13 protein-coding genes and 1 pseudogene are annotated in these 16,060 nt (G+C 72.2%); 10 read left to right on the top strand and 4 right to left on the bottom strand.

The genetic code is table 11. The features are described from left to right. Window positions 1-25: 25 nt before the first annotated feature. The 8 genes from C5N14_RS20715 to polA all read left to right on the top strand — a co-directional run bounded on the left by C5N14_RS20715 (window position 26) and on the right by polA (window position 9,132). Complete coding sequence (locus C5N14_RS20715) at window positions 26-976, top strand: branched-chain amino acid ABC transporter permease (RefSeq protein ID WP_117669786.1); 951 nt, start codon at window positions 26-28, stop codon at window positions 974-976. Beyond that, the gene (locus C5N14_RS20710; protein WP_117669785.1) at window positions 973-2,082 is read left to right on the top strand and encodes a branched-chain amino acid ABC transporter permease; all 1,110 of its coding nucleotides are present in this window, start codon (window positions 973-975) and stop codon (window positions 2,080-2,082) included. The genes C5N14_RS20715 and C5N14_RS20710 overlap by 4 nt, the downstream gene beginning before the upstream one ends. Next, window positions 2,075-2,920 (top strand): ABC transporter ATP-binding protein, encoded by an 846-nt coding sequence (locus tag C5N14_RS20705; RefSeq protein ID WP_117669784.1) that lies wholly within the window; start codon window positions 2,075-2,077, stop codon window positions 2,918-2,920. Before C5N14_RS20710 ends, C5N14_RS20705 begins: the two co-directional genes overlap by 8 nt. Then, the gene (locus C5N14_RS20700) at window positions 2,910-3,620 is read left to right on the top strand and encodes an ABC transporter ATP-binding protein (protein WP_117669783.1); all 711 of its coding nucleotides are present in this window, start codon (window positions 2,910-2,912) and stop codon (window positions 3,618-3,620) included. The genes C5N14_RS20705 and C5N14_RS20700 overlap by 11 nt, the downstream gene beginning before the upstream one ends. Window positions 3,621-3,652: 32 nt before the next feature. After that, on the top strand, window positions 3,653-4,558 hold the full coding sequence (locus C5N14_RS20695) for an ABC transporter substrate-binding protein (RefSeq protein WP_117669782.1): 906 nt from the start codon (window positions 3,653-3,655) through the stop codon (window positions 4,556-4,558). 6 nt (window positions 4,559-4,564) lie between these two features. Next, window positions 4,565-5,545 (top strand): amino acid ABC transporter permease, encoded by a 981-nt coding sequence (locus C5N14_RS20690; protein WP_117669781.1) that lies wholly within the window; start codon window positions 4,565-4,567, stop codon window positions 5,543-5,545. 53 nt (window positions 5,546-5,598) lie between these two features. Then, window positions 5,599-6,351, top strand: a complete 753-nt coding sequence (locus tag C5N14_RS20685; RefSeq protein ID WP_165878172.1) for an amino acid ABC transporter ATP-binding protein — start codon at window positions 5,599-5,601, stop codon at window positions 6,349-6,351. 84 nt (window positions 6,352-6,435) lie between these two features. Further along, window positions 6,436-9,132, top strand: a complete 2,697-nt coding sequence (gene polA / locus C5N14_RS20680) for a DNA polymerase I (RefSeq protein ID WP_117669779.1) — start codon at window positions 6,436-6,438, stop codon at window positions 9,130-9,132. A gap of 57 nt (window positions 9,133-9,189) precedes the next feature. Here polA and C5N14_RS20675 read toward each other — a convergent pair. The 3 genes and pseudogenes from C5N14_RS20675 to C5N14_RS20665 form a co-directional block, all read right to left on the bottom strand. Then, a pseudogene (locus C5N14_RS20675) lies at window positions 9,190-9,534 on the bottom strand (DUF3140 domain-containing protein); the annotation flags it as partial. Then, window positions 9,521-9,739 (bottom strand): DUF2945 domain-containing protein, encoded by a 219-nt coding sequence (locus tag C5N14_RS20670; protein WP_117669804.1) that lies wholly within the window; start codon window positions 9,737-9,739, stop codon window positions 9,521-9,523. The pseudogene C5N14_RS20675 and the gene C5N14_RS20670, both read right to left, overlap by 14 nt. Window positions 9,740-9,877: 138 nt before the next feature. Continuing rightward, window positions 9,878-10,723, bottom strand: a complete 846-nt coding sequence (locus tag C5N14_RS20665; RefSeq protein WP_117669777.1) for a class I SAM-dependent methyltransferase — start codon at window positions 10,721-10,723, stop codon at window positions 9,878-9,880. A 479-nt stretch (window positions 10,724-11,202) separates the two neighbouring features. Here C5N14_RS20665 and rpsA point away from each other — a divergent pair, with 479 nt between their 5' ends. Beyond that, window positions 11,203-12,696 carry a 30S ribosomal protein S1 gene (gene rpsA / locus C5N14_RS20660; RefSeq protein WP_117669776.1) on the top strand — a complete coding sequence of 498 codons (1,494 nt, stop codon included), beginning with the start codon at window positions 11,203-11,205 and terminating at the stop codon, window positions 12,694-12,696. A 377-nt stretch (window positions 12,697-13,073) separates the two neighbouring features. Further along, window positions 13,074-14,255 carry a dephospho-CoA kinase gene (gene coaE, locus C5N14_RS20655; protein WP_117669775.1) on the top strand — a complete coding sequence of 394 codons (1,182 nt, stop codon included), beginning with the start codon at window positions 13,074-13,076 and terminating at the stop codon, window positions 14,253-14,255. Window positions 14,256-14,321: 66 nt separating this feature from the next. Here the strand turns inward: coaE and C5N14_RS34225 are convergent, their stop codons facing one another. Then, a complete protein-coding gene (locus C5N14_RS34225; RefSeq protein ID WP_128763615.1) occupies window positions 14,322-16,004 on the bottom strand; it encodes a hypothetical protein in 1,683 nt (560 codons plus the stop codon). Window positions 16,005-16,060 lie beyond the last annotated feature (56 nt).

Here is a 16,060-nt window from a genome sequence, read left to right as displayed (position 1 = left end):
CCACACCTGACGGAGCGTCCCTCCCTTGGACTTCGACGGACTCTTTTCGAACATCGGCACCCTGACCACGACCGGACTGACGCAGGGCGCGATCTACGCCCTGGTAGCGCTCGGCTACACGCTGGTCTACGGCGTGCTCAGACTCATCAACTTCGCCCACTCCGAGGTCTTCATCGCCGGCGCGTTCGCCGCGATCTGGACCTGGAACGGGTTCGGCCTGGACCAGGACTCGTCGGTGACCGGGCTCGGGTCGATCCTGTTCTACCTGCTGGTGGCCATGATCGTCGCGGCGATCGCATCGGCGGGCACCGCGACGGTGATCGAGCGGGTGGCGTACCGGCCGCTGCGCAAGCGCAACGCGCCGCCGTTGGCCTTCCTGATCACCGCGATCGGCGCCTCCATCGCGATCTCCGAGGCGTTCGGCGTCTACACCCGCCGCCTGCCGCAGGGCGCCCCCCAACTGGTCAGCCCCAAGCCGCTGTTCCACCTGTTCGGGGTGCCGATCGACGGAGTGCAGCTACTCACCATCGGCGCCGCGCTGGCGATGATGATCGGCCTCGACCTGTTCATCAACCGCAGCCGGACCGGGCGGGGCATCCGGGCGGTGGCCCAGGACCCCAACACCGCCGCGCTGATGGGCGTGAACAAGGACCGGATCATCCTCATGGTCTTCATCGCCGGCGGCAGCATGGCCGGCGTGGCGGGCCTGCTCTACGACGTGCGGATCCAGACCCTGACCTACAGCGTGGGCTTCCTGCTGGGGCTCAAGGCGTTCACCGCCGCGGTGCTCGGCGGCATCGGCAACCTGCGTGGCGCGCTGGTGGGCGGCCTGCTGCTGGGCGTGGTGGAGAACTACGCCTCGGGCCTGTTCGGCAGCCAGTGGAAGGACTTCGCCGCCTTCGCCGTCCTGGTGGTGCTGCTGATGTTCCGGCCGACCGGTCTGCTGGGTGAATCGCTGGGGAGGGCACGGGCATGACGACCGTCCTGGAGAAGGTGCGTTCCGGCCGCGAGGCGGTCGGCGAGCGCTGGCACCACGCCCCGCGCTGGGTGCGCTGGGTGCTGCTGGCCGCGATGATCGTGTTCTTCTACGCGCTGCCGAACAGAGAGTTCTACCAGTACCTGGGGCCGATCCCGACCCCGGGCGCGAACTTCACCCAGGTGCTGTTCACCGTCTCGATCTACGTGCTGCTGGCGGTCGGGCTGAACATCGTGGTCGGCTTCGCCGGCCTGCTCGACCTGGGCTACTTCGGCTTCTTCGCCGTCGGCGCGTACACCGTGGCGGTGCTGACCTCGCCGAGCAGCAACATCAAGACGCTGTGGCCGTGGCTGCTGGTGGTGCCGCTCGCGATCGCCCTGACCATGGTCTCCGGTGTCATGCTCGGCACGCCGACCCTGCGGCTGCGCGGCGACTACCTGGCGCTGGTGACCCTCGGCTTCGCCGAGATGATCCGCATCTCGGCGACCAGCTCGGCGTTCCTCAAGGGGCAGCGGGGCTTCAACCAGATCCCGCACCCGCCCGGCAAGTACGCCGACGGCAAGCCGTTCTTCGGCGTGCTCGACGCCCGGCCGTACTACTGGCTGGTGCTCACGCTGATCATCCTGGTGGTGATCGGGGTGCGGAACCTGACCCACAGTCGGGTGGGCCGGGCCTGGATCTCGATCCGGGAGGACGAGGACGCGGCCCAGCTCATGGGCGTGCCGACGTTCAAGTTCAAGCTGTGGGCGTTCGCCTCGGGCGCGGCGATCGCCGGCCTGGCCGGCGCGCTCTTCGCGGGCAAGCAGAACTTCGTGAACTCGCAGAACTTCGAGCTGCTCAACTCGATCATCATTCTCGCCGCGGTGATCTTCGGCGGGTCGGGCAACATCGTCGGCGCGATCGTCGGCGGCGGCCTGGTGGCGTACATGATCGAGCGGTTCCGCGGCATCGAGCTGTTCGGCGTCGAGCTCTACGAGTACCGGTTCCTCTTCTTCGGCCTGGTCCTCGTGGTGATGATGATCTTCCGGCCGCAGGGCCTCATCCCGAACCGACGACGGGCGGCGGAGTTCAAGGACCGTCGCAAGGAGGTGATCGTCGGTGAGTGACACCGAGCAGACCCCGGCCGTTCCGGCCCAGGCGGGTGCGCCCGCCGTCGAGACGGTGTCGCGGCGCGAGCCGCTGCTGGAGGTCGACCACGTGACGCTGCGCTTCGGCGGCGTCGTGGCGCTGAACGACGTGGACTTCACCCTCTACAAGGGGGAGATCCTCGGCCTGATCGGGCCGAACGGCGCCGGCAAGACCACCTGCTTCAACGCGATGACCGGGATCTACCAGCCCACCGAGGGGCAGATCCGGTTCCGCGGCCAGAAGATCAGCGGCAAGAAGCGGCACCAGATCACCAAGATGGGCATGGCGCGGACGTTCCAGAACATCCGCCTCTTCCCGGAGATGACCGCGCTGGAGAACGTCCAGGTCGGCGCGGACGCGCACCACAAGACCAGCGTGATCGCCGCGCTGTTCCGGCTGCCGCGGTACTGGAGGGAGGAGCGCGAGGGCCGGGAGAAGGCCGAGCGCCTGCTGGAGTTCGTCGGCATCCGGCACCGGATGCACGAGTTCGCCCGCAACCTCTCGTACGGCGAGCAGCGCCGCCTGGAGATCGCCCGCGCGCTGGCCACCGATCCGGTGCTGCTGTGCCTGGACGAGCCCGCCGCCGGCTTCAACCCGGCGGAGAAGGAGGAACTGCTCCAGCTCATCCGGCAGATCCGCGACACCGGCATCACCGTGCTGCTGATCGAGCACGACATGCGGCTGGTGATGGGCGTGACCGACCGGATCGTGGTGCTGGAGTTCGGGAAGAAGATCGCCGAAGGGCTGCCCGCCGAGGTGCGGGACAACCCGAGGGTGATCGCGGCGTACCTGGGGGTGCCGGACGATGCTGCTTGAGATCGAGGACGTGAGCCTGCTCTACGGGCGAATCCAGGCGCTGCACGGCATCAGCCTGACCGTGGACGAGGGCGAGATCGTCGCCCTGATCGGCGCGAACGGCGCCGGCAAGTCGACCACCATGCGGGCGATCTCCGGCATCCGGCCGATCGCCTCCGGCGCCATCCGGTTCAACGGCGAGGACATCTCCAACCTCCGCGCGGACCTGCGGGTCCGGCGCGGGCTGTGCCAGGCGCCCGAGGGCCGGGGCATCTTCCCCGGCATGACGGTGCTGGACAACCTCGACATGGGGGCGTACACCCGGCGGGACCGGGCCGGCATCGCCCAGGACCTCGACCGGGTGCTGGAGCTGTTCCCCCGGTTGGCCGAGCGGCGCAAGCAGCCCGGCGGCACCCTCTCCGGCGGCGAGCAGCAGATGCTCGCGGTCGGCCGGGCGCTGATGAGCCGGCCGAAGCTGCTGCTGCTCGACGAGCCCTCGATGGGGCTGGCGCCGATGCTGATCCAGCAGATCTTCACCATCATCACCGAGATCAACCAGCAGGGCACCACGATCCTGCTGGTGGAGCAGAACGCCCAGCAGGCGCTGGCCCGCGCCCACCGGGCGTACGTGCTGGAGACCGGCCGGATCGTCAAGTCCGGCACGGGCGCCGAACTGCTGCACGACCCGTCGGTCAAAGAGGCGTACCTCGGCGTAGCCTGACCGACCGACCCCTCAGTAAGGAGTTTCCCCTCATGTTCCAGCTCAACGGTGGTCGGCGGGCGGCGCTCGGCGCCGCCGGCGCGGCCGTGCTCCTGATCTCCCTCGCCGCGTGCGGCGAGGAGGAGAGCACCGAACAGCCCGGTGCCGGCCCCTCGGTCAGCGCCTCCGCGGACTCGTCCCTGGCCGACAAGGTGCCGGCCGCGATCAAGTCCGACGGCAAGATCGTCGTGGGCACCGACTCGACGTACGCCCCGGCGGAGTTCCTCGACTCCGACGGCAAGACGGTGATCGGCTTCGACGTGGAGCTGTTCTCGGCGGTGGCCCAGAAGCTCGGCCTGAAGGCGGAGTTCGTCTCGGCGCCGTTCGGCGACATCATCTCCGGCGTCAACACCGGCAAGTACGAGGTCGGCGTCTCCTCGTTCACCATCAACCCCGAGCGCAAGCAGCAGGCCAACATGGTCAGCTACTTCCAGGTGGGCACCCAGTGGGTGACCAAGAAGGGCAACCCGGCCGGCGTCACCATCGAGAACGCCTGCGGCAAGAAGATCGCCGTGCAGAAGGACACCGTCCAGGTCGAGGACATCCAGAAGCGGTCCAAGGCGTGCACCGACGCCGGCAAGCCGGCGATCACCGTGGAGCAGTTCCCGGGCCAGGACGCCGCGACCGCCGCGGTGGCCTCCGGCAAGGACGACGCCATGCTCGCCGACTACCCGGTCGGGGTGTACGCGGTCACCCAGTCCAACGGGGCCCTCGACCTGCTCGACAAGCAGTACGAGGCCGCGCCGTACGGCTACGTGGTGAGCAAGGACCAGGCGGCGTTCGCCGAGGCCGTCCGGGACGCCACGAAGGCGCTGATCGCCGACGGCTCGTACAAGACGGTGCTGGACAAGTGGAAGGTGGCCGACGGCGCCCTCACGGACCCCGCGGTCAACCCGTAACACGACATGACGACCGACAAAGCGACAACCGTACGGGCACGGGCGGAGCCGATCCGCGCCGTGCCCGTACGGCACCCGGGGCGCTGGGTCGCGGTGGCCGTGCTGGCCGTGCTCACCGCGATGTTCGTCCACCTGCTGGCCACCAACGACGCCTTCAACTGGTCGTTCATGGTGGACAAGATGTTCCGCCCGCCGATCATCGAGGGCCTGCTGCGTGGCACCGTGCTGATGACGGTGTGCGCGATGCTGATCGGCGTCGTGCTCGGCGTGGTCATCGCCGTGATGCGGCTGTCCGACAACCCGATCCTGCGCGGGGTCGGATGGCTCTACACCTGGTTCTTCCGCGCGGTTCCCCGGCTGGTGCTGCTGGCGGTCTTCGGCAACATCGGCATCCTGTGGAGCCGGATCGAGTTCGGGGTGCCGTTCGACACCCAACTGGGCCAGCTCTTCGGCATCGACAACCTGCAGCTCCGGCTGTTCGGCTTCTCCTCCCGGGATATCCTCACCGGGTTCATGGCCGGCCTGCTGGGGCTCGCGCTGTCCGAGGCGGCGTACATGGCCGAGATCGTCCGGGCCGGCATCCAGTCGGTGGACCCCGGGCAGACCGAGGCGGCCCAGGCGTTGGGCATGGGCCGGGGCCAGTTGCTGCGCCGGGTGGTGCTGCCGCAGGCGATGCGGATGATCATCCCGCCGACCGGCAACGAGACGATCGCCATGCTCAAGGACACCTCGCTGCTGCTGTACGTGCCGGTGAGCGTCGAGCTGTTCTTCCAGCTCGACGCGGTCGGCAAGCGGACGTTCCAGATCTTCCCGATGTACGTCGCGGCGTGCCTGTGGTATCTGTTCCTGACCAGCATCCTGCTGGTCGGCCAGTACTTCCTGGAGCGGCACTTCGGCAGGGGGTACGGCAGCGCCGGGCGGGCCCGGCTGCGGCTGCGCGGGATGGCCGCGGAGACCGGCGGGAACCCGGGGAAGGTGGAGCCGTGACCGAGCTGGTCGTCCCCGCCCAGGCCGACGCGCCGGCCGCCGAGTCGGACGTGATGGTCCGGGCCGAGCAGGTGCACAAGTCGTTCGGGCCGCTGGAGGTGCTCCAGGGCATCGACCTGGAGGTCCGCGCCGGGGAGGTGTGCTGCCTGCTGGGCCCGTCCGGGTCCGGCAAGTCGACGTTCCTGCGCTGCATCAACCACCTGGAGAAGATCGACGCCGGTCGGATCTGGGTCGACGGCGATCTGATCGGCTACCGGGAGCGCGGCGGGAAGCTGCACGAGCTGCGGGAGCGGGAGGTGGCCGCGCAGCGCCGCGCCATCGGCATGGTGTTCCAGCGGTTCAACCTGTTCCCGCACATGACGGTCCTCCAGAACGTCGTCGAGGCGCCGGTGCTGCTGGGGCGGGAGAAGAAGGCCGCGGCCCGGGAGCGGGCGGCGGCGCTGCTGGACCGGGTCGGGCTGGGCGACAAGCTGGGCGCGTACCCCGCCCAGCTCTCCGGCGGCCAGCAGCAGCGGGTGGCGATCGCCCGGGCCCTGGCGATGCAGCCGAAGCTGATGCTCTTCGACGAGCCGACCAGCGCGCTGGACCCGGAGCTGGTGGGCGAGGTCCTGGACGTGATGAAGGACCTGGCCCGCGACGGCATGACGATGATCGTGGTGACCCACGAGATCGGCTTCGCCCGGGAGGTCGGCGACTCGCTGATCTTCATGGACGGCGGCGTGGTGGTGGAGTCCGGCAACCCCCGCGAGGTGATCGCGAACCCCCGCCACGAGCGGACCAAGTCCTTCCTGGCGAAGGTGCTCTGATCGGCGCCCCGGCGCGGGCGGACGCCCGCGCCGGGGACGTGCCGGTGTCCCGGGTTGTCACAGCCGCGGACTAGAGTCGCCTGCGTGACAGCTACGACGCCGCGCCTGCTCCTCGTCGACGGACACTCCCTGGCATACCGGGCGTTCTTCGCCCTGCCGGTCGAGAACTTCTCCACCACGACGGGCCAGCCGACAAACGCCGTCTACGGCTTCACCTCCATGCTGATCAACGTGCTGCGCGACGAGCGGCCGACCCACATCGTCGTCGCCTTCGACGTCTCCCGCCACTCGTTCCGCACCGACCGGTACGCCGAGTACAAGGCGGGCCGCAGCGAGACCCCGGCCGACTTCAAGGGCCAGGTCAGCCTGGTCAAGGAGGTGCTGGCCGCGCTGCAGATCCCGGTGGTGGAGAGGGAGGGCTACGAGGCCGACGACGTCATCGCCACCCTCGCCTGCCAGGCCCGCGACCAGGGCATGTCGGTGCTGATCACCTCCGGCGACCGGGACGCCTTCCAGCTCGTCGACGACAACATCACGGTGCTCTACCCGCGTAAGGGCGTCTCCGACCTGGCCCGGATGGACCCTGCGGCCGTCGAGGCGAAGTACGGCGTCGGCCCGCAGCGCTACCGCGACCTGGCCGCCCTGGTCGGCGAGACCAGCGACAACCTCCCCGGCGTGCCGGGCGTGGGGCCGAAGACGGCCGCGAAGTGGATCAACCTGTACGGCGGGGTCGAGGGGGTCGTGGCCCGGGCCGACGAGATCAAGGGCAAGGCCGGCGAGAGCCTGCGCGAGCGGCTGGCCGACGTGATCCGCAACTACGAGATCAACTGCCTGGTCTCCGACCTGGAGCTGCCGCTCCGCCCCGAGGCCGCGCGCTGGGAGGGCTGGGACCGGGAGGCCGTGCACCAGGTCTTCGACACCCTCGAGTTCCGTATCCTGCGCGACCGGCTCTACCAGTACCTGGAGGCCGTCGAGCCGGAGGCCGAGTCCGGGTTCGACCTGGCCGGCGAGGTGCTCACCGAGCCCGGGGCGCTGGCCGGCTGGCTCGCCGCGCACGCGGCCGGCGCCCCGGTCGGGCTGGCGGTCAAGCTCGACACCGGCGTCAACCGGCGGCACACCGCCGCGGTGCTCGGCCTGGCGCTGGCCACCGCCGGCGGCGCGGCGGCCTGGGTCGACCCGGCCCGCCTGGAGGCGGCCGACGAGGCGGCGCTGGCCGGCTGGCTCGCCGACCCGGCGCGGCCCAAGGTGCTGCACGACAGCAAGCCGGCGGTGCTCGCGTTCGCCGCGCACGGCTGGGCGCTGGAGGGGATCGCCCGCGACACCCAGATCGCGGCCTACCTGGCCCGCCCCGACCAGCGGTCCTACGACCTGACCGACCTGGCGCTGCGCTACCTGCACCGGGAGCTGCGGGTCGACGTCCCCGACACCGGCCAGCTCACCTTCGAGGGGCTGGGCGGCGACGGCGAGGCCGAGCAGAACCTGATGCTCCAGGCCCGGGCTACCCTCGACCTGGCCGACGCGATCGACGCGGAGCTGTCCCGCGACGGCGAGCAGTCGGCCCGGCTGATGGCCGGGGTGGAGCTGCCGCTGATGCGGGTCCTCGCCGGCATGGAGCGGGTCGGCATCGCCGCCGACACCGACTACCTGCACGAACTGGAGGCGCACTTCGCCGGCGAGGTGAAGGCCGCCGCGCAGGGCGCGTACGCCGAGATCGGGCGCGAGTTCAACCTCGGCTCGCCCAAGCAGCTCCAGGAGATCCTCTTCGGCGAGCTGAACCTGCCCAAGACCAAGAAGATCAAGACCGGCTACACGACGGACGCCGACGCCCTCCAGTGGCTCTACGCGCAGAACCCGCACCCGGTGCTGGCGCACCTGCTGCGCCACCGCGACGTGGCCAAGCTGAAGTCGACCGTCGACGGCCTGCTCAAGTCGGTCTCCGACGACGACCGCATCCACACCACGTTCAACCAGACCGTGGCGGCCACCGGCCGGCTCTCCTCCACCGAGCCCAACCTGCAGAACATCCCGATCCGCACGGCCGAGGGCCGGCGGATCCGCCGGGCCTTCGTGGTGGGGCAGGGGTACGACTGCCTGCTCACCGCCGACTACAGCCAGATCGAGATGCGGATCATGGCGCACCTGTCGTCGGACGACGCGCTGATCGAGGCGTTCAACTCCGGTCACGACTTCCACGCCGCCACCGCCTCCTCCGTGTTCGGGGTGCCGGTGGCGGAGGTCACCGCCGACCAGCGGCGCAAGATCAAGGCGATGAACTACGGCCTGGCGTACGGGCTGAGCGCGTTCGGCCTGTCCCAGCAGCTCGGGATCACCGCCGAGGAGGCGCGCGGGCTGATGGAGAACTACTTCGCCGGCTTCGGCGGGGTCCGCGACTACCTCAACGAGGTCGTCGCCCGGGCCCGGCACGACGGCTACACCTCCACCGTCCTGGGCCGCCGGCGGTACCTTCCCGACCTGGTCAGCGACAACCGGCAGCGCCGGGAGATGGCCGAGCGGATGGCGCTGAACGCCCCGATCCAGGGCTCGGCCGCCGACATCATCAAGGTCGCCATGCTGCACGTCGACGCGGCGCTGCGCGCCGCCGGCCTGCGCTCGCGGATGCTGCTCCAGGTGCACGACGAGCTGGTCTTCGAGGTGGCCCCGGGCGAGCGGGAGGTCCTGGAGGCGCTGGTGCGCAAGGAGATGGGCGGGGCGTACCCGCTGTCGGTGCCGCTGGAGGTCTCCGTCGGCGAGGGCCGCGACTGGAACAGCGCCGACCACTGACGCTGCGCCGGCCGGCGCAGCGACCGGCCGCCGCGCACCGGGGCCGCGGCCCGTTCACTTGAGCGGGTCGTGGCCCCAGTTCATCAGCGACCACCGCCACTTCGTGTCGCGCACGGCCCCGGACGGGCGTTGCGCCATGTGCCGGCGGACGTACCCGACGACCTTGCGCATGTGCTGGTAGTCGGCCTCGGAGAGCTCGGCCCGTCTGCGTCGCAGCAGGTTGATGATCTTCCGGCCGGACTCGTGCCCGACCGATTCGCCGCCGCCCGCCCGGCCGCCCCGGCGCCAGCCGACCTGCTTCGACTCGTCGGTCTCCAGCCACGTCGACAGCTCGCCCGGCCTCATGTTCACGGCCTCGGTGAACTCCCGGTAGGTGTCGCGTCCCCGCTCAGCCCTGCTCACGGCGCAGCACCTCCGGCCGGTGGGCGACGTCCCGCCCCGAGTCGTCGTTGCGGATGCGGTACTGCGGCTCGTCCTGCGACGCGTTCACGGTGTGCCCGCGCACGTGCGTCCGCTCGGTCAGTTCCTCCTGTACCACCCCGTGGGCCCGACCGCTGTGGCTGGCCCAGGAGACGTGGTCACCCCTGCGAAACTTCTTCTCGGCCATGCCGTGCGGGTACCCCCTCGGCGCGGCCGGAAACGACGCCGCCCCGTTCGGGTGGCGCCCGGCCCGGGGGTACGGCTGCGCCACCGCGCGCCCCGCTGCGCCACCGCGCGCCCCGCTGCGGCGCGGCCGGCGGCCGGCTCAGTCCGCCGGCTTCTCGGCCACGAAGATGGCGGTGCCGGGGAAGAGCCGGCCGCGCAGCGGGCTCCACTGTCCCCAGATCCCCTCGTGTCCCTCCGGCCACTCCGGCTCCACCAGGTCGACCAGCCGGAACCCGGCACCGACCAGCTCGCGGATCCGGTCGCCGAGGGTGCGGTGCTGCTCGACGTACGTCGCCGCCCCGGACGCGTCCTGCTCCACGTACGGGGAGCGGTCGAAGTACGAGTGCACGGCCGTCAGGCCGCCCTGGCCCGGGTCGTCGAGGAAGACCCAGCGCATCGGGTGGGTCACCGAGAACACCCAACGGCCGCCGGGCCGCAGTACCCGGTACACCTCGCGCATCACCGCCGCCGAGTCGGCCACGAACGGGATCGCCCCGAACGCCGTGCACGCGGTGTCGAACGCCGCGTCCGCGAAGGGCAGTGCGAGCGCGTCGGCCTGCACCAGCGGTACCCGGACACCCGAGCGGTCGGCGGCGGCCGTCGCGTGCCGCAGCATGCCGGCGGAGAGGTCCAGCGCGACCGGCCTCGCCCCCGCCGTGGCCAGCCAGCGGGCGGCAGCCGCCGCCCCGGCGCCCACCTCCAGCACCCGCCGTCCGGCGACGTCGCCGAGCAGCCGGACATCGGCCTCCCGCAGCCCCTCGGGGCACCAGACGAACTCCACGTCGCCGAGGAACGCGCCGTGCTCGGCCTGGTAGTCGTCGGCGTCCGCGTCCCACCAGCCGCGGTTGGCCCGGCGGCTCTCCGCGTCGGTGACCGGGCGCCGCAGCACGCCGGGCGGGTCGGCGTGGTCGGCGTAGGTGGCGCTACCCGCCCGGTCGTCGGTCATCGCGGCAGTCTAGTGGCCATCCCGGCCGCTCCCCGGTTCCGCGCCGTGGCCGGCCCGGCGCCCGGAGCGGCACCCGCCTCCCGGACGACCGGCCCGGCCCCAGGCGGTGCCAGGTCGCGGTCGGGTTCGCGTGCCAGGTCGCGGCCCGTCGCGGTGGTCCGCGGGTGGCGCGGAGCCGGCCGGCCGCGCAAAGCGCCGCTTGTCGGGACGTAAGTGACGGTGCACCGCGAAAGCGGGCTGGATCACTTACCCCGGGGCTTGCACGCTGTGGTAATGCACACGGTAGGCTAGACGATGCGCTCGCGGGTCGCGTGCCTCGGCAGGGAGAAGGCGTGCGGTCGACGGAGTCACAGACGGAGTCACATCAGGATCTCATTCAGCGATCATGCGGTGTGCCCGGCGACGGATCCGCTGGCGCGAACAGGTCACCGCGACACCAGCCTGCTGTGACAACCCATCCGACCGGAGCAACCGCCCACATGACGAGCAGCATCGAGGCCCCCTCGAGCGCCACCCGGGTCACCCACGACGATCTCGGTTCCGAGGAGGCTTTCCTCGCCGCGATCGACGAGACCATCAAGTACTTCAACGACGGCGACATTGTCGAAGGCACCGTCGTCAAGGTCGATCGGGACGAGGTCCTGCTCGACATCGGCTACAAGACCGAGGGTGTCATCCCCTCTCGTGAGTTGTCGATCAAGCACGACGTGGACCCGGCCGAGGTCGTTTCGGTCGGTGACCACATCGAGGCCCTGGTCCTCCAGAAGGAGGACAAGGAGGGTCGTCTGATCCTCTCCAAGAAGCGGGCGCAGTACGAGCGGGCCTGGGGCACGATCGAGAAGATCAAGGACGAGGACGGCGTCGTCCGCGGCTCGGTCATCGAGGTCGTCAAGGGTGGTCTCATCCTCGACATCGGGCTCCGCGGCTTCCTGCCCGCGTCCCTGGTCGAGATGCGGCGGGTGCGCGACCTGCAGCCGTACGTCGGCCGCGAGCTCGAAGCCAAGATCATCGAGCTGGACAAGAACCGCAACAACGTGGTCCTGTCCCGCCGGGCCTGGCTGGAGCAGACGCAGTCCGAGGTGCGCACCGAGTTCCTCAACAAGCTGCAGAAGGGCCAGGTCCGCAAGGGCGTCGTGTCCTCGATCGTCAACTTCGGCGCGTTCGTCGACCTGGGTGGCGTGGACGGCCTGGTGCACGTCTCGGAGCTGTCCTGGAAGCACATCGACCACCCGTCCGAGGTCGTCGAGGTCGGCCAGGAGGTCGAGGTCGAGGTCCTGGACGTCGACCTGGACCGCGAGCGGGTCTCGCTGTCGCTGAAGGCGACCCAGGAGGACCCGTGGCGGCAGTTCGCCCGCACCCACGCGATCCAGCAGATCGTGCCGGGTAAGGTCACCAAGCTGGTGCCGTTCGGCGCCTTCGTCCGGGTGGACGACGGCATCGAGGGCCTGGTCCACATCTCCGAGCTGGCCGAGCGCCACGTGGAGATCCCGGAGCAGGTCGTCCAGGTCGGCTCCGAGGTCATGGTCAAGGTCATCGACATCGACCTGGAGCGCCGCCGGATCTCGCTGTCGCTCAAGCAGGCCAACGAGGGCTTCGTCGAGGGCGAGGAGCACTTCGACCCGACCCTCTACGGCATGGCCGCGACCTACGACACCGAGGGCAACTACATCTACCCGGAGGGCTTCGACCCGGAGACGGGCGAGTGGCTCGAGGGGTACGACAAGCAGCGCGAGACCTGGGAGAACCAGTACGCCGAGGCCCGTCAGCGCTGGGAGGCCCACACCAAGCAGGTGCAGACCTCCCGCGCCGCCGACGCCGAGGCTGCTGCCAACCCGGCTCCGGCCGTGTCCGGCGGCGGCACCACCACCTCGACCAGCTCGGCCCCGAGCCGGCAGGCCGAGGAGCCGGCCGGCACCCTGGCCACCGACGAGGCGCTCGCCGCTCTGCGGGAGAAGCTCGCCGGCGGCAAGTGACCCGCTGACGACGACGGGCCCCGTCCCCGCCGATCCGGTTCCACCGGGTCGATCGGGGGCGGGGCCCTCGCCGTGCACCGGCGGTGAACCGTGCACCGGCCCGTGCGGCGTGCCCGGTCCATGTCCCTTGTCCGTGCCTGCCCGTGCCCGTGCCTGCCCGTGTCCGTGCCTGCCCGTGTCCGTGCCTGCCCGCGTCGCTCGGTCCGGCCGACCGGGGCCGGCCCGGTCCAGGATCCGGTGGCATCCGGTCCGCGGCGAGGCCACCGGATCCCTGGGTCGAGCAGAATCACGGGCCATCGCCGGTGTCGGTACCCGGCGTCGGCACCGGTCGCCGAGCCGGGTTTGGCTCGGCGCGCGGGATCCGGTTGACTGGTCCGGTGTTGATGGTGGGACTGACCGGCGGAATCGCGTCCGGCAAGAGCGCTGTCTCGGCGCGGCTGGCCGCGCTCGGCGCAGTGGTGATCGACTCGGACCGGCTCTCCCGGGAGGTGGTCGCCCCGGGCAGCGGGGGACTGGCGGAGATCGTCGCCGCCTTCTCCGACCAGGTGCTCGGCCCCGACGGCGCACTGGACCGGGCCGCCCTCGGTGCGGTGGTGTTCGCCGACGAGGCGGCCCGCCGCCGGCTGGAGGCGATCACCCATCCCCGGATCCGGGCGCGGAGCGCCGCGCTCGTCGCGGCGGCGGCCCCGGACGCGGTCGTCGTCAACGACGTGCCGCTGCTGGTCGAGGTCGGGCTGGCGCCGACGTACCACCTCGTGGTCGTGGTGCAGACGGAGGTCTCGATCCGGCTGGCCCGGCTGGCGCGCGGCCGGGGCATGGACCGGGCGGAGGCCGAGCGGCGGATCGCCACGCAGGCCGACGACGCCCGCCGCCGGGCGGCGGCCGACGTGGTGCTGTCCAACGACGGCACCCTCGACGAGCTGCACGCCGCGGTGGACCGGTTGTGGCGGGACCGGCTGCTGCCGTACGAGGCGAACGTGCGCGACGGGCGCGCGGTCCGGCCCGAGCGGGTGCGGCTGACCGACCCCGACCCCACCTGGCCCCAGCAGTACGCCCGGCTGGCCGCCCGGATCCGGCACGCGATCGCCCCCGCCGACCTGCGGATCGACCACATCGGGTCGACCGCCGTGTCCGGCCTGGCGGCCAAGGACGTCATCGACATCCAGCTCACGGTGTCGAACCTGGCCGAGGCGGACGGTTCGCTGGCGGACCGCCTCGCAACCGCGGGGTTTCCCCGGGTGCCCGGCCAGTGGTGGGACACTCCCCGGCCGGCGGGCAGCGACCGGTGGGAGAAGCGTCTGCACGGCAGCGCCGACCCGGGCCGGCCGGTGAACCTGCACCTGCGGCCGGAGGGTTCGCCCGGCTGGCGCTACGCCCTGCTGATGCGGGACCACCTGCGCGCGGACCCGGACCAGCGGGCGGCGTACCTGGCGGTCAAGCGGGAGTTGGCGGCCAGCGCGCCGGACACCGTCACGTACACCACCGCCAAGGACCCGTGGTTCGACGAGGAGCACCACCGCGCCGAGGAGTGGGCCGCGCAGACCGGCTGGCGGCCCTGACCCGTCGTTCCGGGCCGCCCGACGGGGTCCGCCTGGGCGATGGGGGAGCAGTGCGGCGACGGACCGTCAGCGCCGCGGCTCGCGGGCGGACGGGACGGGCGACGGCAGCGCCGGCACCCGCCCCGGCACGAGGTCGAGCTGGGCGTACGTGCCGAGCCGGGTGCGCAGCTCCAGCCGGCGGAGCAGGCCGGCCCGGTCGGTCCAGTAGCGCAGCCGGCCGGGCCGGGCGTCCACCTCGATGACGTCGACGGTCCGGTCGGCGAGGCGGTCCCCACGGATCCGGGTGGCTGGCCGGGGCGTACCGGCCGTCGAGCCGGCCCGCAGCGCGACGGCCAGCAGCGCGTCGACGTCGTCGCCCCCGGTCCCGTCGCGTTGCCAGGTGTACCCGGTGCGTGGGGGCGGTAGCGGCGGTGCGACGAGGCTGTCCTCGGCGTACGGCGCCGACCAGACCCCGGTGGCGTCGTAGCGGCGCAGGGTCTGCCCGACGGGCGCGTCGCGTGCGCCGACCGACAGGTACGCCGCCCGCTCGGTCCAGCTGATCCAGCCGGTGCCGCGCAGGGTGACGCCTGGGGCGACGGGCGCGGTGAGGGTCGCGGTGGCGCCACCCTCGGCGCGTGTCCGGGCCGCCGTTCGCGCGAACCGGTCCTCCTCGGGGCCGGTGAGCGCTCGGGGCAGCCCCGCCCGGCCGCCCAGCGCCGCCACCGGCCACAGCATCGGCCGGTTGGCCCGTTGCAGCTCCAGCGTCACCGGCACGCCGCCGGGCAGTCGTCCCTCCAACCGGTGCAGCCGGGCGTCCCGGTCGATCCACCAGCGCGCGGCCCCGTCGAGGAGCGCGGTGCCGGCGGGCCGCGCGGCTGCGGCCGGCAGGCTCACCGCCGGGCCGGGCCAGCCCGCCGTGCCGGGCGGGTGGGAGACGGTGCGGGCCGACGTGGCGGTCGCCCCCCGGGGGGAGCGGCGTTCCGTCGCACCGGTCGCACCGGTTGCCCGGGTCGCTCGGGGCGCAGCGGTTGCCTGGGGCGCTCGGGGCGCGCCGGTTGTCCGGGCGGTGCCGGTTGTCCGGGTCGTTCGGGGCGCGCCGGTTGTCCGGGACGCGCCGGGGGAGGCGGTGCGGGCGGCTGGGCCGCTGGGCGTGCCCGACGTGGCAGGTCGACCGCCTCCCGGGGCGTCCTGGCGTCCTCGCCGGCCGGCGTCGTCGGGCAGCGGGGCCTGGAGCACGTCCACCGGCTGCCCGCCCGCCTCGGCCCGGGCCAGCCACCGGGCGGTACCGGCAGGGAACGCCCCGGCGGGCTCGGTTCGCGACGCGGCGAGCGCGAAGATCAGGTCGAGGGCGGGGCGCAGGGGCTGGTCGACGGGCCGGTCGGCGATCCGCCATCCGTCGACCGGGGGCACCAGCGGCGGGGGTGCCGGGGCCGGCACCGCCGTGGGGTCGGGCCGGGTCATCAGCAGCCCGGGGGTGGCCTGGAGCAGGCCCCGGCCCGGCCCGGCACCCGGGCCGCCGACGTCCAGGTAGGCCAGCGGCCGGGACCAGTCCACCCAGCCCACCACGTCGGTGCGGGCGGCGGCGGTGCCGATCGTGATCCGCAGGCCGGAGCGGACGTCCCGGTGGTTGGTGACCCGCACGGCGGCGAGCCGCTCCGCCTCGGCGGGGGTCAGTGGCCGGGCCGGTTCCGCGGCCGTCGGCGCCCAGGTCAGCAGACCGGCGGCCAGGCCCACGGCGGAGGCGACGGCAATCACACCGAGGACGACCACGGTGGTACGCCGACGCCCGTCGTCGCGCCGGCCGGGCCCGGCGCCGGCGCCCGGTC

This window comes from Micromonospora sp. MW-13, assembly GCF_003434305.1.
Lineage (GTDB): Bacteria > Actinomycetota > Actinomycetes > Mycobacteriales > Micromonosporaceae > Micromonospora.
The sequence above is the reverse complement of the archived record's forward strand: the minus strand, read 5'-3'. Positions and strand labels throughout refer to the sequence as shown.